General features: G+C 35.1%; 27 protein-coding genes and 1 pseudogene. 8 read left to right on the forward strand and 20 right to left on the reverse strand.

The genetic code is table 11. The features are described 5' to 3' along the window. Positions 1 to 159: 159 nt before the first annotated feature. Together MHI34_RS19765 and MHI34_RS19770 are read right to left on the reverse strand one after the other, a co-directional pair. Entirely contained in the window at positions 160 to 1,203 is a 1,044-nt protein-coding gene (locus tag MHI34_RS19765) for an Ig-like domain-containing protein (protein WP_058843093.1), read from the reverse strand. 396 nt (positions 1,204 to 1,599) lie between these two features. Next, positions 1,600 to 1,731, reverse strand: a complete 132-nt coding sequence (locus MHI34_RS19770; RefSeq protein WP_330494035.1) for a hypothetical protein — start codon at positions 1,729 to 1,731, stop codon at positions 1,600 to 1,602. Between the two features lie 579 nt (positions 1,732 to 2,310). Between MHI34_RS19770 and MHI34_RS19775 the strand changes: the two genes are divergently transcribed. After that, entirely contained in the window at positions 2,311 to 2,643 is a 333-nt protein-coding gene (locus MHI34_RS19775) for a hypothetical protein (protein ID WP_340808897.1), read from the forward strand. A 200-nt stretch (positions 2,644 to 2,843) separates the two neighbouring features. Here the strand turns inward: MHI34_RS19775 and MHI34_RS19780 are convergent, their stop codons facing one another. The 6 genes from MHI34_RS19780 to MHI34_RS19805 all read right to left on the reverse strand — a co-directional run bounded on the left by MHI34_RS19780 (position 2,844) and on the right by MHI34_RS19805 (position 5,730). Beyond that, positions 2,844 to 3,275, reverse strand: a complete 432-nt coding sequence (locus tag MHI34_RS19780; protein ID WP_271913226.1) for a hypothetical protein — start codon at positions 3,273 to 3,275, stop codon at positions 2,844 to 2,846. Positions 3,276 to 3,400: 125 nt separating this feature from the next. Continuing rightward, positions 3,401 to 3,598, reverse strand: coding sequence for a hypothetical protein (locus MHI34_RS19785; RefSeq protein ID WP_342503852.1), 198 nt, complete (start codon positions 3,596 to 3,598; stop codon positions 3,401 to 3,403). Positions 3,599 to 4,071: 473 nt separating this feature from the next. Continuing rightward, on the reverse strand, positions 4,072 to 4,305 hold the full coding sequence (locus MHI34_RS19790; RefSeq protein ID WP_036122630.1) for a DUF3953 domain-containing protein: 234 nt from the start codon (positions 4,303 to 4,305) through the stop codon (positions 4,072 to 4,074). A 174-nt stretch (positions 4,306 to 4,479) separates the two neighbouring features. After that, complete coding sequence (locus MHI34_RS19795; RefSeq protein WP_058843091.1) at positions 4,480 to 5,040, reverse strand: DUF4256 domain-containing protein; 561 nt, start codon at positions 5,038 to 5,040, stop codon at positions 4,480 to 4,482. An 18-nt stretch (positions 5,041 to 5,058) separates the two neighbouring features. Next, complete coding sequence (locus MHI34_RS19800) at positions 5,059 to 5,346, reverse strand: RNA polymerase alpha subunit C-terminal domain-containing protein (protein ID WP_058843090.1); 288 nt, start codon at positions 5,344 to 5,346, stop codon at positions 5,059 to 5,061. Between the two features lie 225 nt (positions 5,347 to 5,571). Continuing rightward, positions 5,572 to 5,730 carry a hypothetical protein gene (locus MHI34_RS19805; protein ID WP_170829801.1) on the reverse strand — a complete coding sequence of 53 codons (159 nt, stop codon included), beginning with the start codon at positions 5,728 to 5,730 and terminating at the stop codon, positions 5,572 to 5,574. Between the two features lie 266 nt (positions 5,731 to 5,996). Here MHI34_RS19805 and MHI34_RS19810 point away from each other — a divergent pair, with 266 nt between their 5' ends. Together MHI34_RS19810 and MHI34_RS19815 are read left to right on the forward strand one after the other, a co-directional pair. After that, entirely contained in the window at positions 5,997 to 6,119 is a 123-nt protein-coding gene (locus MHI34_RS19810) for a YjcZ family sporulation protein (protein ID WP_139149510.1), read from the forward strand. Positions 6,120 to 6,314: 195 nt separating this feature from the next. Continuing rightward, positions 6,315 to 6,521 (forward strand): hypothetical protein, encoded by a 207-nt coding sequence (locus MHI34_RS19815; RefSeq protein WP_340811007.1) that lies wholly within the window; start codon positions 6,315 to 6,317, stop codon positions 6,519 to 6,521. Positions 6,522 to 6,556: 35 nt separating this feature from the next. On the opposite strand, the gene MHI34_RS19820 is transcribed toward MHI34_RS19815, so the two are convergent. Next, positions 6,557 to 6,937, reverse strand: coding sequence for a hypothetical protein (locus MHI34_RS19820; protein ID WP_230593824.1), 381 nt, complete (start codon positions 6,935 to 6,937; stop codon positions 6,557 to 6,559). Between the two features lie 8 nt (positions 6,938 to 6,945). Further along, entirely contained in the window at positions 6,946 to 7,323 is a 378-nt protein-coding gene (locus MHI34_RS19825; RefSeq protein ID WP_342503853.1) for a hypothetical protein, read from the reverse strand. A 231-nt stretch (positions 7,324 to 7,554) separates the two neighbouring features. Between MHI34_RS19825 and MHI34_RS19830 the strand changes: the two genes are divergently transcribed. After that, a complete protein-coding gene (locus MHI34_RS19830; protein ID WP_342503854.1) occupies positions 7,555 to 8,193 on the forward strand; it encodes a hypothetical protein in 639 nt (212 codons plus the stop codon). A 566-nt stretch (positions 8,194 to 8,759) separates the two neighbouring features. Here MHI34_RS19830 and MHI34_RS19835 read toward each other — a convergent pair. The 8 genes and pseudogenes from MHI34_RS19835 to MHI34_RS19870 form a co-directional block, all read right to left on the reverse strand. Continuing rightward, entirely contained in the window at positions 8,760 to 9,383 is a 624-nt protein-coding gene (locus MHI34_RS19835) for an HAD family hydrolase (RefSeq protein WP_342503855.1), read from the reverse strand. A gap of 15 nt (positions 9,384 to 9,398) precedes the next feature. Further along, positions 9,399 to 9,794 (reverse strand): pyrimidine dimer DNA glycosylase/endonuclease V, encoded by a 396-nt coding sequence (locus tag MHI34_RS19840; RefSeq protein ID WP_342503856.1) that lies wholly within the window; start codon positions 9,792 to 9,794, stop codon positions 9,399 to 9,401. Positions 9,795 to 10,013: 219 nt separating this feature from the next. Next, positions 10,014 to 10,268 carry a hypothetical protein gene (locus tag MHI34_RS19845; RefSeq protein WP_340812693.1) on the reverse strand — a complete coding sequence of 85 codons (255 nt, stop codon included), beginning with the start codon at positions 10,266 to 10,268 and terminating at the stop codon, positions 10,014 to 10,016. Between the two features lie 480 nt (positions 10,269 to 10,748). Continuing rightward, positions 10,749 to 12,035: an ATP-binding protein gene (locus MHI34_RS19850; RefSeq protein WP_342503857.1), complete on the reverse strand. Its 1,287-nt coding sequence runs from the start codon at positions 12,033 to 12,035 to the stop codon at positions 10,749 to 10,751. Then, positions 12,028 to 12,948 (reverse strand): tetratricopeptide repeat protein, encoded by a 921-nt coding sequence (locus tag MHI34_RS19855; protein ID WP_101966612.1) that lies wholly within the window; start codon positions 12,946 to 12,948, stop codon positions 12,028 to 12,030. The genes MHI34_RS19850 and MHI34_RS19855 overlap by 8 nt, the downstream gene beginning before the upstream one ends. Positions 12,949 to 12,967: 19 nt before the next feature. After that, positions 12,968 to 13,417 (reverse strand): hypothetical protein, encoded by a 450-nt coding sequence (locus MHI34_RS19860; RefSeq protein WP_101966611.1) that lies wholly within the window; start codon positions 13,415 to 13,417, stop codon positions 12,968 to 12,970. A 37-nt stretch (positions 13,418 to 13,454) separates the two neighbouring features. Continuing rightward, a pseudogene (locus MHI34_RS19865) lies at positions 13,455 to 14,171 on the reverse strand (hypothetical protein); the annotation flags it as partial. A 12-nt stretch (positions 14,172 to 14,183) separates the two neighbouring features. After that, the gene (locus tag MHI34_RS19870; protein WP_244504817.1) at positions 14,184 to 14,336 is read right to left on the reverse strand and encodes a hypothetical protein; all 153 of its coding nucleotides are present in this window, start codon (positions 14,334 to 14,336) and stop codon (positions 14,184 to 14,186) included. Positions 14,337 to 15,453: 1,117 nt separating this feature from the next. On the opposite strand from MHI34_RS19870, the gene MHI34_RS19875 reads away from it, so the two are divergent. From MHI34_RS19875 to MHI34_RS19885, 3 genes are all read left to right on the forward strand, one after another. After that, positions 15,454 to 16,389: a bile acid:sodium symporter family protein gene (locus MHI34_RS19875; protein ID WP_036122672.1), complete on the forward strand. Its 936-nt coding sequence runs from the start codon at positions 15,454 to 15,456 to the stop codon at positions 16,387 to 16,389. 77 nt (positions 16,390 to 16,466) lie between these two features. Further along, a complete protein-coding gene (locus tag MHI34_RS19880) occupies positions 16,467 to 17,114 on the forward strand; it encodes a pentapeptide repeat-containing protein (RefSeq protein WP_342503858.1) in 648 nt (215 codons plus the stop codon). Between the two features lie 1,018 nt (positions 17,115 to 18,132). Continuing rightward, positions 18,133 to 18,306, forward strand: coding sequence for a hypothetical protein (locus MHI34_RS19885; protein ID WP_186436082.1), 174 nt, complete (start codon positions 18,133 to 18,135; stop codon positions 18,304 to 18,306). A 268-nt stretch (positions 18,307 to 18,574) separates the two neighbouring features. Here MHI34_RS19885 and MHI34_RS19890 read toward each other — a convergent pair whose 3' ends face one another. Both MHI34_RS19890 and MHI34_RS19895 read right to left on the reverse strand, forming a co-directional pair. Continuing rightward, positions 18,575 to 18,718: a hypothetical protein gene (locus MHI34_RS19890; RefSeq protein ID WP_342503859.1), complete on the reverse strand. Its 144-nt coding sequence runs from the start codon at positions 18,716 to 18,718 to the stop codon at positions 18,575 to 18,577. 91 nt (positions 18,719 to 18,809) lie between these two features. Then, positions 18,810 to 19,781 (reverse strand): arsenic resistance protein, encoded by a 972-nt coding sequence (locus MHI34_RS19895; RefSeq protein ID WP_080717071.1) that lies wholly within the window; start codon positions 19,779 to 19,781, stop codon positions 18,810 to 18,812. Between the two features lie 154 nt (positions 19,782 to 19,935). On the opposite strand from MHI34_RS19895, the gene MHI34_RS19900 reads away from it, so the two are divergent. Continuing rightward, the gene (locus MHI34_RS19900; RefSeq protein WP_342503860.1) at positions 19,936 to 20,214 is read left to right on the forward strand and encodes a DinB family protein; all 279 of its coding nucleotides are present in this window, start codon (positions 19,936 to 19,938) and stop codon (positions 20,212 to 20,214) included. Positions 20,215 to 20,640 lie beyond the last annotated feature (426 nt).

The raw sequence follows: 20,640 nt of genomic DNA on the forward strand, positions 1-20,640 counted from the left end.
TTCATAATTCATCATACAACTTCATCCGCTTCCTTTTGACAAGTATGAATTTATGAAAATAAAAAAACCAGGTACTCCATTAATAATGAGCACCTGTAATTTGCTTGAATAAACTATATCCAAATTAAATTTGTAAAAGACTAACTGTAAAATACTATATTATTTATAATTATCAACTGTGAAACTAACAATTTTGTCATACATAATATATTCTGTTCTTGCAACAATATTTCCAGTCGTTACATTTAATTTAAATTTATAATACGGTTTCCCTTGTCCTTCTTCACGACCATCTAACCAATTCATAAACTGATCAATTTCTGCTAAAGATAAATCATACTCATGAATATCTTTATTAGTCATAGTAAGTCTTAAAATTGCTCTCGTTCCAATTTCCCCTGTTTCCGTTTCTTTTACTGTAACCTCAGCTGTTGCTGTTAAGTTACTTCCATCTGTAGTCGTGGCAGTTATCGTTACTTTACCAGCTTTTTTCCCTATTACATTGCCGTTATCATCAACTGAAGCAATCTCTGAATCGCCGCTTGTCCATTTAACATTTTTATTTATTGTGTTTTCTGGTTCAATTGTTGCTACTAAAGTTTCACTAGAACCTATTGTTAGTTCAAGTGTTTCTTTGTTTAGTTTTAGAGATTCAGCTAATTCCGTATCTGGATGAATAAGTGTACCATCAGCATCAATGTCTATAGCATCCAAGCCGAATAAGGACCATCCACTTCTTCCTCCTTTGAAATTATCAATAACTACTTCATGAACTGTGTCATCTAACCCTAATTTCTCGTATGATAGGTTCATATATTGATTATTTAATACCATCGAGAAAGATTCTGTAATCCCATCTATAGTAATGTCTACACTACTTGCTCTATAATCTGGAGCCCCTGTAGGTGTAATAATTCTAAGGTTCTTACCTTTAAATTTAAATCGTACCTCTCCTTGAGTTGAGTAGCTGGCGTTAAAGCTTGTAGTCCCTTTGTACGCATGGGTTACTTTGAAACCCAGATATGGAAAATTGGTATATTTAATTGCGGAATGTGTGTCATCAAATCTCTGCCAGCCTGACTCAGGTTCTTTTAATTGTTCTCCAACAGTAGAAGCTTTAGCTTTGTTTCCCTCGATATCTAGAAATGAGAAACTGAATAATATAGCTATAGCTGCTGATATTATCATTAAAATCTTTTTCATAGTAATCCTCCCAATCAATGTTAATAGGTTAATAATCCTGGTAAAAAATAATATAACAGGTATAATTATCATGTATTTTATTACAAAATTCAACATTTTTTTCATCTAATTTATTAATGCATCTTAATTTTAATTAGTCTATTTACTTTATTTTCGCTAAATCCAACCCTATAAAACAATCAATTGTCATTATTCCACTTTGTAAAACATACCTTCCTTCATAGCCTGTCAGATATAGTTTTCGGTTTCAGTTTTCATAGCTGGTGAACCTGGATTCCAATTTGTATTTGCCAATTTATTTCCCTCTTTTTGTCTTCCTCAATTAATTAAATCTGCATTTTGCTATTACTTACTAGATCTGCATAGTTCTTCATGATTTCCATTTACACTCGCTTCTTAACCCTTTTTTAAGTTTTTAAACAATTCAACTGCTATGACATGTAATTCATCTGTTTGCTTTCCTCGAAAGATATTCGACACATCAGTACCTTTGCGTTTACCTATACGAAAGCACAGTTCATTCAGCATTTTTTCCACTCTTACTACATGTTCATGTAATACATAAAGCTTAATAGCACGTTGCTCGAAAGATTCTGGAGCATATCTTTCAACCTAATTTACGACTGTTTTTCTTATGTATATTCTTTATAGTAGTCTCTATGTATTTACGTGAATTTTTTCAAAATCAAACTGCATTTATCCCATACAAACGTTGATATACCAATGAACAAAAAAGCATGAACGCTTATATTCATCATAAGCATTCATGCTTTTACCCTCTTTCATATGTATTCGCAAAGCATATTTTAGCAAGGTTTTACGAATGCACAAGACATACTTATTATTCAATTTCATGAGCTTTAGAGAGAAATGCAAATTTTTTTGTGTAACAGATGGTTATTTTATCTAAGGTCGTCATACACCTAAAAATGGAATTTATACAATCAATATTGCTTTTTCATTAAAACAAAAACGCCCAGGCTCAAATCAATTCAATAAATGTACATATTTGTCTATAAAATATGTACTGACACTAAATTATTCCAGATTTTGTTCGATAACAAAATGGATTCATAAATTATTTAATAGAAAGGAGTAAATTCAATTATGATCTCTTCTCAATTTTCAAACATGCAGTATTTAATGGCACGTCGGTCTTCATCTAAGTATTATGGGTTAACAAAACAGACTGGCAATGAAGCTAATAACACCTCTACAAAGGGTCAAGAGAGAATTAACAGTGTGAGTAAAATTATTGAAGAAAGCAAAACCTCCAGACTCTCTGCGAAACAGATTGAAACACTTAAAAGTGCTGCTAAGGATGGTTTGTTAGGCTCTAGTGCTAAAACATTAGGACCATGGGGGAAACACAATCTCCAAAAAATTTTATCAAACACTAAGCACAATTCAACATTAAACGCTTATCGAAATTCAATCTAATTTTATTAGCATTCAAACACCCTCCAAATAATTAGAGGGTGTTTTTAAATTTACAAAGTGGAATTTCTAATTTTCAAACCCCCTTTGAATAGCCTACATATGACTCGATTAATTAATTACTCAATCTCAAGTGGGCGGGTTTCAGGAGAAATGAACGGCGAGATGCTTGAATTGGTGTCGTTTCACACCTGTCTTATAGATTAGATCCCCAAAACAGAAATGAACTGGGTTGTTGACCTTTTTTGCATGATCCAAGATTGAAATTCAGTTATCATAGTAATTAGCTGTTGGACATTAGTATCATAGTTTTCTATGAACTCCTGCTCTGAATAGCCGTATAGAAATCCTATACCCTCTTTTAATGAATTAGGATTGGGCTTACTATTTAAAAATTGTTTCATTCTTTCCAATTCCTGATTGATTAAATCCCATATACCCATCTCGATTTCATTGAAAGCAAAATAATCGAATTTCTTGTAATGCTTGTCGATTGCAGGCAAAATGTATCCGAAGTTGTCTTCGGTAAAGTAAATAGAAGAACTATTCCAGCATTCGCCCCTGTATTGATCTGGCAAAATCTCGATATAACATGAACCTTCGAGTAAATTCGTATCATAAATTATTTCAATCATTAAGCCTGCTCCCTCCCATTAGTGAAAGTAAAATTTATTGAGACTCTCTGATTATATCTGGTAATCTGAAACTTTCACTATATAAAAAGAGTCACTTTCTATTCAGTGGTCCTTTCACCAATTATTTAAAATTTTTCTGGTTTTACCACTTTAAAGGAAGCTACTTCCCCACAGTTTTTACAGAAAGTCATCAAAAGTGGTGACCCTACTGCCATTACTGCTCCTATAGGTCTTATATTACCTTGACTCGTCGTACCCCCAACCTGTCCAGTTGTAAAGGTATCTCGACCGCAAACCTTGCAAACTAACTTTTCATTTCCCATTATCTCACCTCTTTATGTAATTAATGTAAATTATAACATAAATCACTCCATCTCGTTACACGCTCTAGCTAACGCTGAGGATCGTGTCAGTCCATTCAAAATTTCAACATTATGTATATAATCAAATGGAAAAGGACCAAAACGTTCTTATTATTCAGTTTGTTATTACTTGTAGGGTGTAATATGAAAACAGAGTAACAATGTTTGCATTTCCTGATGAATGGTGACGGGACAAAGGGGCAAATAGTGAAGGGAATAGACAAGAAATACGACATGCTGTGAACATCGAATTAAAAATGCCTTGCAAAACGCCAACATTTTAATAGAACTTCATACAGATGAAGAACCATTATATAAACTGGAAGGATTTGATTAAGGAAGGTTTTATTTATACGATATGTATTATTTGAATGAAGAAGTGATTCCTACTTTAATCGAACTAATTGATTCTTGGAACAACCTTACTTCTTCCGTTAAATCAAGACAAAGCTTTGAATGGACACATAAATTGAAAATAAAAATAGCCCGATTAGCAACCACCCATAAACGGTCCTCTGTTTTTGACATTCTTGAATGCCTAAAGTGAACAAGAATAAACCTAAGAACAATATCATGAGGTAATTCAGTTGGAAATCACGGGTGATTAGTCCATAAGCAGCGAGAGAAATACCAATGATTGAGAAAATAATTTTCAAACAATTTAACATTACTTTCCACCCCCTTTTTTAGTTTATCATACAATGTAAGATAACTAGACGTTCGAGAGGCTTCTTATGTAATATTGTTTCCTTATGTTTTCAGCATTAGAGGCTAGGGTGAACCCTCTTTCCCATAGAAAAAGGCATGTGCTCGACCGTATATCGAACGCATGCCTTTATTTCTTAAACTCGTAATGAGCCACGGAAGCCCCTTGCTGCGTAGTAGGATTCTGCTCCATTGTGATACATAAAGATCGTGTCATAGCGACGGTCGCAGAAGATAGCACCGCCGAGTTTTCGAATGTTGTCGGGTGTTTGTACCCAGCTCGATGTTTTTAAATCAAATTTGCCAAGCTCTTGTAGATGTCGATATTGTTCTTCTGTTAAAAGCTCAATGCCCATATCCTTGGCTACATCCATCGCCGTATTTTCTGGCTTGTGATTTTTTCTGGCTTCCCATGCTTCACGGTCGTAACATAAACTTCTGCGACCTTTAGGACTTTCCGCAGAACAATCATAAAAAATGAACTCGTCTGTATTTGCATCATAGCCAACTACATCTGGTTCACCGCCCGTTGCTTCCATTTCATGGAGCGACCCTAGTTTTTCCATATTAGTCTCTAGCTTAGCCTGTACATTAGCCCAGTCAAGCCCTTCATGACGAGACGTATTTTTCTCAAAACGAACTTGCAAAGTATGGATTAGTTCCTCGCGTTGCTCTTGTGATAATTCCTTCGTTGTCATCTTTGTCTTCCCCCTCGCTTATTTAAATGACAAGCCTTCTTCTTCCAATGAAGATTTCATAATGGGTAAGGAGGCTGGTCCAATACCATGTATTTTTAATATGTCCTTTTCCGTATACGTAGATAACTTTTCCAACGTATCAATGCCTTCATGTACTAAAGCGTTTCTTGCAGGTGCACTAAGTTTTGAAAGGAAGCCACTAGTTGGTTTATTTTCTTGATCACATGTAGGGCAACTTGGACAATCCGTGCTTTTGTAAAAGGTATGTCCTTTTTCACAAACTTTTAACTTTTTTTCTGCAGCCAAATTAAGTCCTCCCATCAAATCCCGCATCTAATTCTAACATACTTTACAACTCTAACTCGATTGTCAATACTATGTTTAACATTTTCTAATTGCATACTCAGTTTCGACACCATTTTAAATAAAAATGTAATATCTTTAGTAAAATTGAATAGCATTGGCTCTGAAAACAGAATAGAGGGATTCAAAAAAGGCACTATTTCGCATAAGAATAGTGCTTTTACTGTATTACTGTCTCTTTTCAACAAACAACAAAATGAGTGTTGCCAATGGACCTAATACAAGAGAAAGTAAAAACCAATTTAACCCCGATCTATTCTTCCCTTGTGCAAGCCCAGCATTTATCAACGCCAATGTGCCCCAACCTGCGAAATATTGGTTATCCATCTTCTGTCCTCCTGTTTCACTTAACTATGCTACATCTCTTCACAAATTTAATCATAACATATCCAAATAACATGCTTCCTGAAAGGTGTCTCAACAAATAAAGGTTTTTTCCTATTTATGTTTTATACTGTCATATAAATCTCTGGCGAATCAAAAGAAAAAAAGCAATCATAGGGTAAATACCATTTCCCCTTTCTGCATCGATACATATTATATGTTGTAGAAAGGGGGGATTTTCAGTGGGATACAGTGGAAACGTAGGTAATATTAACAACAGCTGCTATTATGGCGGCGACTCTGGCGGTGGCGGCTATTACGGATCAACATTCGTATTAATCGTCGTGTTATTCATTTTATTAGTTATCGTTGGCGCTTCTTTCATGTATTAATCATCCCAACTAGCACCTAGAACACCCTTTTACACGCTGCTAAAGCCGTGTGAAGTCATTTTAACCATTTTATAAGGGTCGCTTTACCAGCCTAGTGACCCTTTTATATTTCAGACAGACGTGCGATAATGAAGAAGAATTAGCTTTGTAACAATATCCCACCTAACTGAAATGGCAAATTGAGGTGAACCCTACATGTTGAGAGTAATAAAAGCATTACTAGGAATCGCATTGATTATGGTTGGTCCTATGTTGATTGCCATTACGGTTGACGATACGGTATGGCTCAAAAATATATTATTAAGAATCATTGGTGTCCTGTCCATTTTACAGGGCGTTCATTTATTACATAGACAATTTCATCCACATTCATACAAAAGAAAACCCAGGAACTCAAAATAAAGAGCACTTGGGTATGCTTGATGATTTAGAAAAAATTATTCCTTCTCAAAATATTTTAGATCTAATTGAATAAGAGTTGTATTCATATCATAAAAATTTCCCGACTTAAATTTTTCCTCATGAGTAAATCCTTTTTGATTTTGAATAAATGCTAACCACTCCTTTTCTAACTCACCGCTATTCTTTCCGTAAACTTCCTCTACTTTTTTTGCTAAATCTTTCTCATTGTAGATCTGTTCAAACTTTTCTAGTCCGTAGGTATCAATTAAATATTTTGTAAATGAAGCCGCATGTGTGTAGCTCAGCTCCATAAGGATTTGATTCTCTTTTATATTTGAAAGTTTTGGGCGAAAATAGGCATCATCTTGATTTGGATCAATTAACTTACTAATAGGAATTAACTTGTCTGAATCCATATAATGCTTCATGTATTTTTCAAATATAATTTATTTTTTCCATATTGATCCTCCATATAACTCGCAAAACCCTCTTGCGTAAAATAGCCATGGTCAGATCCAAAATTATTGCCATAACCAAGTAAAGAATGTGTCATTTCATGGACAAGTGGATATATATCTTCTTTAACGCCAGTTAACTTGATTTTTGATGCTACGCCCCATGATTGATCGTCTTCTTTAAGATAAATAGTTATCTTGTCAGATGGCACATAGGAAGTATGTATGGATTGCTGAATGTTATCATACGCCTTAAGGATTTCATCTTTTAAGATAACTACTTTTTCTTTTGGAACGTTGATATCATTCTTAATCTCAAAAGTTATTTTGCCATCCTTTGTCACCACAATATTTTCATCGTTTTTTCTTGTATTTGATCTTTAGGTTGAACGGTTTCCGCTGTACAGGCTGTTAATAGCAAAGTACATAGAAGGATTGTGCCATGTTTACCTCCTAAAAAAGTATTTTCCAGTTTATACGAGACTTAAAATCCAAAAGTTTCATTTTAAAAAGAAAAATAAGGAAAATTAGACAAAATTATTTATACTATTATTAGACAAGGCAAAAAGGAGGACTCCATGAGCAAAAGGAAATGTATCCATTACAACCCACGCTATGGCTGGGATTTAAATGATGATGCACATTTGGAAATGTGGTTATTCGCCAAAGCACAACGTAGACAAGTAACTATTCTCAGCTATGGATGTGACTTAGATCATCACACCATTAAAAAAATTGTTCGGCATTACCTCACTACGGAAAAACCTGACGCAGCAGAAGACACACTAGAAATAAGATATGATACATATGATGCTAATTCAAATCTTCATACAGAGAATCAATACTATTTTGAAACCTATTTCATCAGTGAAAACACATTAGCTGCTTTTGTCCAAGCGCTACATCGATTGCCTGGTACACATATTCGCTGTGAATTTAATGTGCGGGGACATTTTGAAGTGAACCTAAATGGTGTAGAATTTTCTACACGTGTATTAAAAGCTCTTGATTTTCCATCTATGTACAAGGAAGATTTAATCGGACGCTATCTTTTATTTATCGATACAGAATCACCTGACAATGAAATGATTCGTCACAAAATACACTTGCTCCCCAAAGAGTTGCAAAGTCTTTCTCTTCCTTTAGATAGCTCACTGCTACAGCGGGAACGTTTAGTAAAAGACTGGATAACAGCCATTCTTCGATACGAAGTGTAAATTTTAGCTTACTCAGGATGATGGTCTATAAAACCAAGTAATCTTATCATATAAATAGTAGTGTTAAGCGAATTCGTTTAACATGGCACCTCCCGATTTGTTACTAAGGGGCACTTCTATCGAGTGTCCCTTCTATTTTTTTGCTATTGCACACTTCAACGACATCCATTACGATAGAATTTATTCGTCATTATGGGATGTGGATTTATGTTAGAATTTATTATCAATTTCTTATCAAATACCTATGTCGGTCAACCAACTTTACATACAAGAAAAATTGATCAAAATATAGCAAGGCTACAGCACTGCGATTAGTTTCACGACATTTACCATCATGATCAATACCGCAGCCTATTTTTTGCGAATCGCCATGTCAGAAAATACCTTCAAAGTAATGTTCGGGTCAAGCGAATGATGAAGAATAAGCAAGCGCAAGAAAGGTTTCTCCTATTTTTACATAAGCAATCGAAGGGACGGGAACAAAAGAATTGTAAGCAATGAAAATCCCGAATTATGACAAAACACTCCATACCTTAAGTGTTTTGTCATAGTTCGGGTGTTTTTTCTTAGCTAATGAGTGTCAAAATATCCTTTGGCTCCTGTAGCACGTAATCTGCATTCTTAAATCCAGTAGTGGTTTTGGCTCCCCAGAGGGCAAGGGCAAATTTGGCTCCTGCTTGCTTAGCACATTGGAAATCATAGATAGAGTCGCCAATATAGATAGCCTCTACTGGAGCTACCTGCAATGTGTCCAGACATTTTAAAAGGGGCTCTGGATGTGGTTTGTGCTTTTCCGTATCACTAGCACTAACAATATGTTGGAAATAATCACTTAGCCCAAACGGATCAAACTCATCTGCAACCTCTTGAGCTGTTTTAGAAGTCACAATGCCCATTTGTAGCGATGTTCTTGCTAACTGTTGGATGACCGCCTCTAGATTTTCAAAGACGGCCACCTCGTGTGAAAAATCAAGAACCGCCGCAGACCATTTCTGATGAACAGCCTCTATGTTATCGACCTTGAGCCTCTGTAAGGCATCTTTCCCTGGGATGCCTAAAGCAAATCGTAGTGCCTCAAATGAATACTCTTTTTGCGTTTCTTCCCGTAACGTTCTTTGCAATGACTGTAAAATCGCTTGCTCAGTATCCAAAATCGTCCCGTCTACATCAAAAATAATCGCTCTCAACATGAGTGTTCCTCCTAGTTAAAGCACGTTATTTACATACATGCATAATTGCTGATATAGTTCCTCTGCATAATCCTTCTGACCACGAATATATTTCTCTTTTAAATTATAAAAACAAATTTCAAGATATTCCTTATCATGATGCTGTTGAAACGGTTTCCTATCCTTTACTGGCCCCAAGCCATCAAAGTAACGATTCATTTTTTCATATGTTCTAATTTGATAACCGCGCTTCTTCATTTCTTCCATGACTTTTTCGGTATACACATACAGGTCCTCTTTAGGGTATTCGTAGACATAATTAATCAAAATATGCTGGTCTTCTTTAGCAAATATGCTATTTAGCTCTCTCCACTGTGAAAGTAGCTGCCCTTTCGGTAAATACTCGATTAAATCTACATGCCATAACCTCATTTGCCTCTCCTCTTCCCATTAATCAATCCTATCAATATGTTTTTATTATGAATATTACATTAGCTAGGTCAAGGAATTGGATTCAAATGGCGAGTCGAACTATGTGCATTCAATAACTTCGAATTAACTCCCATACCTTCTGCCTTAAAAAGGACAACTAGATATAGCATGTTCATACTAGATTTGCATAATTCTTATATTAAAAAGTTATTCCCCCATTCAAAATGTTCTTTTATTTTTCCCCGATTTTTCGTTACCACGCTTAAAATTACCCGTAATTTTAGCTAACAATAACTGGATTTCCTTTGTTTGACCCTCCACTTTATGAATTTTTGCTAGAAGATGCTCAGCCTCGTTCTCCTTCACAATTTTAATTTGTTTACCTTCATAATAAATAACAATTGTCCCTTTTTTTGTGATTTGATAAGTAAATGGTTCTTCGTTTAGCCTATTTCGTTTATCTATCCCGCTCACAACTCCACCCCGATTTCTTTCATTCAACGAAACTCTACGTTGATTTAAATTAAACCTTTAACACAACTCCTTTTGGTTTACTATCAAATAGCAGCAACTGAGCAATCTTTATTAATAGATAAGTTCCTCTCTGCTTGTTTTTGCCAGTAAACTCTTCACCATGCCCAGTGCCAATATGTTATTATTTACATATATTATACAATTACGAGATTTAAAGGAAACGAAAAGCTAGTTATGAATATTTGTTGCCTTTCGTCACTTTAGACATATTAATAAAGCTTACGTTCCTCATACATAATTAAATTAATTATTTCATCTGTAAAGTATGGCTTTAATGGTTGATCCATGACCGAAAATTATATTTTCATATGTAAATAAACCCTCTAAACATATATTTTGTCAAACAATGAATGTTTAGAAGGTTTATATTAAGAGGATTTATGTTTACTGAAATGTTCTCAAAAATGAGCAAGTGCCCATTTATATATAACGTGCATGGGCTCGGAGATATTTTTCCACGTCATTGTACAACCCTGATTGGTTTGCGTATTTGACATAATTTTTTGCTGTACGCAGCCAATCTAATGTAGAAGGCTGAAGTTCTTGTAGTGCCATTACTAAATCATCGGTAGTAATCGGCCTTTCATTACCTGATAGTAATATTTCTTCTAGCACGTTTTCAGTAGCTAATTCCACTACATTTGCTATATCTGCACCTGAGAAAAATGGCGTTTTGGCTGCTAATACGGCTGTATCAACATTTTCAACGAACCTTCCCTTTAATTTCAAATTAAAAATTTGCTCTCTTGCTTTTTCATCTGGTGGCGCTACAAAGATGAGCCGATCAAATCTACCAGGTCTTTTTAGAGCGCTATCAACATCCCATGGTGTATTGGTAGCAGCCATCACCAGAACCTCATCATTGTTTGTATCCACACCTTCCATCTCGGTTAGAAACGTATCGATTATGCCACGAACATGGGAGGACGTTTGTGAACGACTCATGCCAATGGTATCTACTTCATCAAAAAACAGAATGCTGGGCTTTTGGAAACGAGCTTTATCAAATATAGCTTTTAAATTTTGTTCACTTACACCTATATAGGGATCTAAAATATCTGTAATATGAACGGGATAAAAATTAGCCTTACATTCTCCCGCTGTCGCTTTAGCGATATAGGTTTTCCCACAGCCAGGTGGTCCATAAAGAAGAACGCCACCCCCGACTTTTTTACGGAACTTTGCAAACAATCCCTTGTTATAAAATGGACTAATAATACGTAAGTTAATCGTTTTTTTTAAATCCTCAAGACCAGCAACATCCGCAAAGGTCACTGTTTCATCGATTTTTTTTATAGCCTTTTTAGGTGCATCTCCATCAATCACCCTAAACTTCGGTTCAAGGTTTTTTACTTTTCTATCTTCTAACTGTATGTCAGGAATGTTATCTTGATTATCCAGTTCCACCTCTGTTACTGTGTCTAGACACTTATCTACGATAGCTAATTCAGCCTTGTCTTCATCGTCAATTCCAGCTGGGCTAGCATCCTTCGGAGAGTGTTGAATTTGTAAACTAGCCTTTGTTAATTCCTGAATGATGTCATTTCGTAGCTCATCGTCTGAGCAAAAAGAAAGACCCAATGAATAAGTTTGAACCGCTTCAAGCCAACGATGCTGATCAGCTAGTTCTTTGCCAAGCCATAAATACCCTTGTGGATCATTAGCATTTTGATCTACCATTTGTTGTAACCATTTTATTTTATCCATTTTTGTTTCTCCATATTTTTATTAATTTTACAAGAGGAAGTGAAATCCATGTATATAGTACGAATACAAAGAAGCATTGTATAAATAGAATTGCTGCGCTATTAAATTCTAGAACTATTAATGAAAAGTAAATGACAATTCCAATCAGCCAGGCAACAGCAAGGCCGCCCACACGTTCAATGAGGCGATTAGGTGCTAAGAGTGGGTGTCCCAATTCAAAACCCCCTAATTCAAAAAACTCTAAAAAAGATAATGTACTTTTATTCTCAGGATTAAGCAAAAAGGCCTGTCTAAAGTATTCTTGTGCTTCCTTTTCTTTAATATGAAGGAATGCGTGATTACCTAAAATTACTAGTTTATTTAATTCACTATCATTTGAGTTCATATATTGTTCCAATGCGAGGACTTGCTGTTTTTTAGGGCTAGTCACCCCCTCTATAATAAAATGTTTACGTACTACATAACCATCTTCAGGAGCTAGTTCTCGTGCTTTATTAATTAATCGTCTCGCTTTTATTCGATGACCCATTATTTTCATTAGAATCGCATAATCAGCCAGGACTCCTTCATTGTTTGGATTAAATCGTAATGATTCGAGAAAAGCTTCCTCAGCCTTTTTCCAACGCTTTGTTTCCAAATAAACATGTCCAAGACCAAAGTAAACAGATTCTTCACTATACCCTAAACGCAGGGCTTCCTTCAATTGCTCTTCAGATTGATCATATTCTTTCATAGCCAAATGACTTAAACCCAGTATATACCATAATCGACTGTTTTCAATATGTTCATCCAACTTCTCCTGGACAAGTTCAATGGTTTGTGCATACTTCTCTATTTTAAAATAATATTCTATTACTTCAAATGATGACTCTTCATAATTTTCATTTACTTCAGTATCTTCATAGTTAACCATTCTGTAATAAAGCTCCTTTTTAAAGTGCTAATAAGAATGCCATAGCGAGGTATTCTATAAACCCAGCAATCATACATGCTAGAAAGCCAGGCTTCCATAAGGACTCAGTTTGTCCACCAACAGCTAGATGATCTTTATAGGGCTTATTTAAAAAGGCGAAAAAAATAAAATAGCCCGCCACTGCAATAATTCGTCCAAAAATCTTAATGTGGTTTTCATCAATCGCTAGGATTCCTTGTCCAATGGCATAAACCATGATTAGTTTTCCTATAATTAGTAAACCACTAAGAATCGTTAATATACGGATATATTTTTTTTCAAGCTTTAACCACTTAGCATTTTGCATACCTAATACTACAATGGCAAAAATTCCACCAAAAAAAGCGACGAAAAATAAATTGTTTACAACATAACTTCGTGTTCGTTCCTCATTTTCGTTTAGTATACTAGGTTGATAAATATGTTCCATTATTCCTTAGTTGTCTCCTTTTCAATTTTTTCCTTCCTTATTTAAGGCTCTTCCATTTTCTTAAGCCTTTTACAATGGGAATAGATATAAAATAATAAAGTGTGAAAAAAATAGAAAAGCGAAGTAGGTGATTGACAAAGTTATCATTGGAAATAAGCTTGTCAAGAAGGATACATAGTATAATCCATATCATTAATACAAAGCCAATGCCGCCTAATCGCTCTACTATACGATTGGGAAGCAAAAGTGGGTGCGTGTTAATTTCCAATTCCTCTAAGTTCGATAAAATTCTTTTATCCTCAGGTTTTATTACAAAGGCTTGGCGATAATATTCTCTAGCTTCCTTAAATCGATTATGAAAGTCAGCACTCCAGCCAAGATGAATTAACTTTGCGAACTCACTATCTGTCGAATTCATATAAAGTGCTAGTGCATTATTGTGCTTTTCCTTTTTTGCAGTCATTTCGGTAAGTGAATAGAGCTGTAAAACGACTGTGCTATTAGAATCTAATTCTAGAGCTTTTTCTAAAAATAAACTGCCTTTTTTTCTATGATCCGTCATGTTCATCAAAATAGCATACGCTGAATAAACATCCGCATCATTTGGATTATTATGTAATGCTTCCAAAAAAGCTTCTTCTGCTTTTTGCCACTGCTCTGTTACCACATAGATGCCGCCTAAAAAATAGTAAATTGCGCTCTTATCATAACCTAACTGAAATGCTTTATGAAATGGCTCTAACGCTTCTTCATATTGACCTTTGGCCTAATGACTGACAGCTAGTTTATACCACAATTCCTTATTTTCCATATCATCAGCTATTCCCTGTTCCACTAAGGCAATAACATTTGTGTACTTTCCAAGCGTAAAATAATGTTCAATAAGAGCCATAGGTGTATTTTCCTTTTCACTGTTCATGCACATGAATTCCTTCCTTAATAAGCTAGGACACCTTCTCTAAGAAAACCATCTATAAAGATGGAAAGTAAACAATAGATAATCCCTCGCCAGTACAAGGATTGTGTGTCCCCTACAAATACTAAATGTTCTTTATAAGGTCTCTTTAGAATAATGAAAAAGATAAAATAACTTACTCCAGCCAGTAATCGATTGATAAGTACATCCATTTCTGCGGACAAAGGAAGGCAAGCATAGCAGATGATAGTAGCTGTATTGAGGATTATACTGATTACTATCAGTAGTCTGATGTAATGCTTATCTAGTTTGAGTGCGTGTGCATTTATAAACCCAATGATCGTAACAGCAAGTAGACCTCCAATAAAGGCAACGATGACTAAATTATGTATGATAAAGCTTTTTGTCTTGCCAACTTTCTTACCATTTAAGCTTGATGTTTAAAGTGAATGCAAGCATACATCAGCCTCCTTCTAGTTTATTACATATCCCTTCGACATTTTGTATTATACATTTATTTATTAATATTGGAAACTATTTCTTTAAATGTATAATTTCCTACTTAGGTGTAAAAGATTGCAGTGTTTTTTACTATACTTAAATGGCAATAAGATCAGATGGAGCAAAATGATATCCCTGCTTTATTGAATTGAAATAAGGAAAACATATGGTGGTTTATATATCTTGGAGCTTCATCGTGAGGATCATAAAATCGGGCTAGGGAACGCGTGTGATAAAAAACAAAAGAGAAAAGCAACAAATGATTTTATCAAATTAGAAGATTTACTAAAGATAGCAAAAGAAATCCCTTCATATTTCCCCTACCTTGCTATCCAAATGCGGTTCACAATACTTCTTCTCTTCGCTTTTCAACTTTTCATGGCAAACCAATTCATCAACACATCCACATTTTGATGTCAAAAAGGCAAAGATTTGTTATTTAAGAAATGGCTTTTCTATTGTCAGTGAATCCCCAATTGATGGACAGGGCCGCCCCTACCCCATAAACGTTAGTCATCGGCAGTATTCCTTCTGCTTTTTTTGCTACAAATACTCCTACTATTCCATGATTACTATTATAATAATGTGATAAAATCAGATAAAAAAAGAAGGTCTTTGTATGTTAGAAAAATTAAATAGATTTCTCCAAAAATACATAGCGCTCCTGACACCATTAAGTTTAATTGTAGGTGTGTTCTTAGAAAGTGTTGGACATCATTTATTATTCCTTGTGTCATGGCTATTTGCATTCATGACATTCTCAGGAAGCTTATCCATGAAATTTAAAGATGTAAAGATTTTTACCAAGCATCCTGCACTCATTTTATTCTCCATCATTTTTCTTCATCTCTTGATGCCTTTATGGGCTTATTTTTTATCCACCGTTATTTTCGATGACCATTTGTTGACGGTTGGCTTTGTCTTAGCTGTCGCCCTCCCAACAGGTGTAACCAGTGTGATTTGGATTAATATTTGTAGAGGCAATTTACCGTTAGGCTTATCGATTATTTTAATTGATACATTACTCGCTCCATTCATTCTTCCCTTCATACTCTATATCGTGTCGGGTGAAAAAATTGAATTGGATGTAGCCTCACTGATTGTGAATTTATTGCTGATGATTGTGTTACCTACGATTTTAGGCATATTGGTGAATGAGCTTTCCAAGGGTGAAATACCTAAAAAGTATGGCAAGAAGCTGGCTCCTTTTTCAAAGCTATGTTTATTTGCGGTCATCATGATTAACAGTAGTGCAATCTCACCCTATTTAAAAAATATAAACTTACAACTATTTTTCGTCATACTTTTAGTGTTCTTGCTTGCTGTGTCAGGCTATGCTTTTGCTTATCTAATTGGTCGGACGCTTTTAAAAGACGCTCCTCAAATGGCGACCTTTGTCTTTACGGGCGGTATGAGAAATATAGCTGTCGGGGTCATTGTTGCCACAACATACTTTCCAGGTAAAGTCGCTATGCCTGTTGTGTTCGGTATGCTCTTTCAACAGGTGCTAGCTTCTGTTTTTAGTAAGTTGGTGACAAAAAGCTCCGTTGTATAGACGGTGTTTTTATTTTAGATTTACATTTATACTAAATAGGAAAATCTTTTTATTTTACATTTGAAGGGTGTGCTGATATGTCATTCCATTTCCAAATTACATCACCAAAAATACCTACTAATCTCAAAAAGGCAAATTTTCAGGATATTTTTTATGATGAAGAACCGTATTTAACAAATGGCATGATTGCTGATACGGTCATTGATCACGAAGAAGTTGAACGATTCATTGTATCTAAAGTTATGTTTAAAAATGTCACATTCATCAATTGTACCTTTAAAAAAATTGATCTAACGGATGTCATTTTTGAAAACTGTGATTTGTCTAACTCAAACTTAAGTGAAGGCATCATTCATAGAGTGGCTTTTAAAAACTGTAAATTATTAGGGTTGAATTTTACTGAAGCTAATCTTGGCAATGTTTCATTTAAAAATTGTATTGCAAATTTATGCAATTTCCCTGAAGTACGTTTCAAACAAGTATTATTTGATAACACCTCCCTACAGGGTGCAAATTATTATGATTGTTTACTAAATAAAGTGGCGTTTCATGAAAGTGATTTAAATGATGTTGATTTTTCTCAAACTTCCTTAAAAGGGGTAGACATCAGTACATGTGAATTTAAAAGACTGCAAGTAACTCCTGAAAGTTTAAATGGCTGTGAAGTATCTTCTGAACAAGCGATAGGCTTTGCTTCATTACTAGGCTTGAAGGTTAAATACTAGTTTGAGGGCTTAAAAGTTTAAGAAAAAAATAAAGCGCTTATCCTTTTTTATGGATAGCGCTCACTACTTTTTCAGTTCTATCCTGCACTTTTAGAATTCTTTCCTTCTATTTGAGGGATATCCCTCACTTTGAGCGTTCTATCCGCTACTTTTTCAGTTTTATCCTGCACTTTTAGAAGTCTATCCTTCTATTTTGAAGGCTATCCCTCACTTTGAGCGTTCTATCCGTTACTTTTTTAGTTTTATCCTGCACTTTTAGCATTCTTTCCTTCTATTTGAGGGCTATCCTCCACTTTGAGTATTCTATCCGTTACTTTTTTAGTTTTATCCGCTACTTTTTTAATTCTATCCTGCACTTTCGGAATTCTATCCTTCTATTTAGGGCTATCCTCCACTTTGAATGTTTTATCCGCTACTTTTTTAGTTTTATCCTGCACTTTTAGAAGTCTTTCCTTCTATTTGAGGGCTATTCCTCACTTTGAGCGTTCTATCCGCTACTTTTTCTGTTTTATCCTGCACTTTTAGAATTCTTTCCTTCTATTTGAGGGCTATCCCACACTTTGAGCGTTCTATCCGCTACTTCTTTAGTTTTATCCTGCACTTTTAGAATGTTGTTATAAAAGAAACTGCAAGAAGTTACCTTGCAACAATTGAATTGCCTGAAAATCAATATGCCTATCAATTTTTAGCCGGATTTGGTCATAAAGTGAAGATTATAAAGCCAAAGAGTTTTATTGCGAAATATGTAAACTTTTTGGAAGGAACAGTAAAGCTTTATAAATAAAGTGTTCATAGATTTTCTACTCCAGAAATGTGCCCTTTCGTTGAAAAAATGCATCTACTTTGAATCCAAGTTGAATGATTGTCATGATCGTTTCTCAATAACTTTTAGAAATTGATTTAACATGATGCTTTATTGATAATCCATAGAGGATAACACCTAGGAAGAAATGATATAGATTACTTTTAATTTATTCGACTCAGCCATATACTTAAGTAACTAAAAGGAGGTTAGAAAATGAAACATAATTCTTTGCATCAATGGCAAAAAGAACATAATAAACGGGTCAAAGATTTCCATAAAAATCACGCATTAACAATAGAAATTGGCGAGAATGGAAATGGGTTGTTAGCTAGGTGGGAAAGATTTCTATACAACAAGGGAAAAGCTCTTTTTAAAGCTGTCAAATAATTTTTCAGCTGTTCTTTTTTATGGAAAACGACAAATTGGTTTGTAAAGCTTGTGGTGATGATTCTTTTACAACCGGTCAAGTTGGTGATGCTAGTTAAACCTATTGGACCCTATTCGGCAGGATCCCCATTTATTTTTCGCTTTTGTAAGGATCGTGGAGAAGTAACTTCCATTAAAGTTGCAAAACCCCAAACTGTAGCGTGTCACAACACTACAGCTTTTTTTATTAGGAAATTGATAAAAAGATCGATAAAGTGTATCTCGCTAATTAGGCGACCATCTCTTTGGTAAGCATCATGTACAAATTGCGGCATTCAATACTCCATCTGGCAAAGCCCACTGTTTTTCCTTCTACTACAGCGAAAACTTGATATGTACTTGCATTAAATACTTTATTTGAAGAATTGTTCATTATGTTTCTTCCACTCTACAGATTGATAAACCTTTTTTATCCTTACCATTTCTAGAGAGACACGGTTGTATAGACGGTGTTTTACTGCCTACTATTCTCTGTTTCTCCATATCAAATGAGGCACTGCCTTCATATAGATTAATTCTCCAACTAACTCCACCATCGTTTGTGTCACGATTACTGCTGCGGCGATAGTTGCCCATGATGCTGGTAAAGCTAGTGCTAAAGGAAGAACAACAAGAGAGTTCCTTGTTCCCATACTAAAGATAAGTGCTCTCCCTGCTCCTGTATCCAATTTGAATGTCAATCCGATCAATCGGGAAACCACGGGCATGATAATTAAAAATAAAATATAGATGGGCATGACACGTACAATGACATCGAAATCACTGTAGACCTTGCCAATTTGGGACGCAACGACCACAATTAATACAAGTGCCATAAATGGTACTGGCAACCATGCTGTACTCTCTAAAACTTTTTCACCTCGTTCGTTCTTTTTAGCCCATAACTGTGTAATAACGGCAATAATCAACGGTAGCACGATTAATAATAGAAATGCTTCTAAAAAGGGTTCTACTTGAACGATTCCTACCATCTCTTCCCCTATAAATAACCATAGATACAAAGGAAGCAACATCATTTGTACGACAAACAATATTGGCGTGGCAGCTAACATTAATTTCTCATTGCCCTTCCCTAATTGCGTAAAGACGATGACATAATCAATACACGGTGTCAATAAAACCAAACAAACGCCTAATAAAACAGGGGCTGATTGTGGAAACAATGCTGTTAAGATCCAAACAATCATTGGGACTGCAATGAAATTCCCAACTAATAAAGCACCCATAAATTTAAGATTTGCAATAGCTTCACGTAGCTTTAAAAATGGAATTTGAGCAAACATGCCGTACATTAAAATCGCTATTAATGGTGAGATCATCCAGTCTAAAGCAGCTCCGAATTCTTCATTTGTGAAACCTAATAGCCCACCGATCATTAAAGAAAAAACATAAATCCAAATTTGATGGTTTTCTAGCTGTTCCCTCGTCATACTCACTGCTTACTCCTCCTAATTGATGATCCGTCTTCCTCTACGGGAAGAAACCTTCCATCAGTATAGCATGACAGATTGCTGTTCTACTTTTCTGAAAACAATCTATAAGCATATGACCAACATGCTATACTATTCAATAAAAGGGAATATAAAGGAGATGATGGAAGCTAAGACCATCTTGTTAGATCAATTACTAGCGAATACCAATGATCGTAGGTGGTATCTCTCATTCTCTGAAGCAGTGGATGGACTATCTGAAAAAGAAGCATTTTGGAAGCCAGATGCTACTAGCCATAGCATTGCTGAAATTGTCCATCATCTCATTTATTGGAATGAAAGGTATAAGGAAAATCAAGTTCATGCCAGTGTACCCATCAATGGTAATGCGGATACTTTTCTAGTTAGAGATGAGGACACTCTCTTGGCATTATGTTAAACATATTACTCCACTGGCAGGAGGAGCAGCTACTGTCAATTGTCAATGGCTATCCAGTGCAGGCTGAATGGTGGGCCATCATATCGCTTATATTCGTAAAATGGAAAAATAGGAAGCAAGTAAAGACAATGGAGGTGATTTTTTGACTGATAAGAATAAAGTAATACTTAGCTCGGTTAGTGCTTTGGCATTACTGACATTAGGAGCCAAATAACTTAGTAGCGATGTCCATGCTAGTTGCCTATATGTTCTTGATTGGTGGAATGATTGGCTTTTTTTGTAGTGTTGTAAAGTTGTCTAGAATGGCTTGAATTATGCGTTACTTTTTTAAATAATCATAATCGCCACTATGAAAATAATGACGATTTCCTTATACTTATAAAAAATGACAAGAGGATGGTGTAATAAATATGATGTTTGCTCCAT

Origin of the sequence: Lysinibacillus sp. FSL L8-0126, assembly GCF_038630385.1 — a bacterium.
In the GTDB taxonomy this organism is placed as follows: Bacteria; Bacillota; Bacilli; order Bacillales_A; family Planococcaceae; genus Lysinibacillus; species Lysinibacillus fusiformis_D.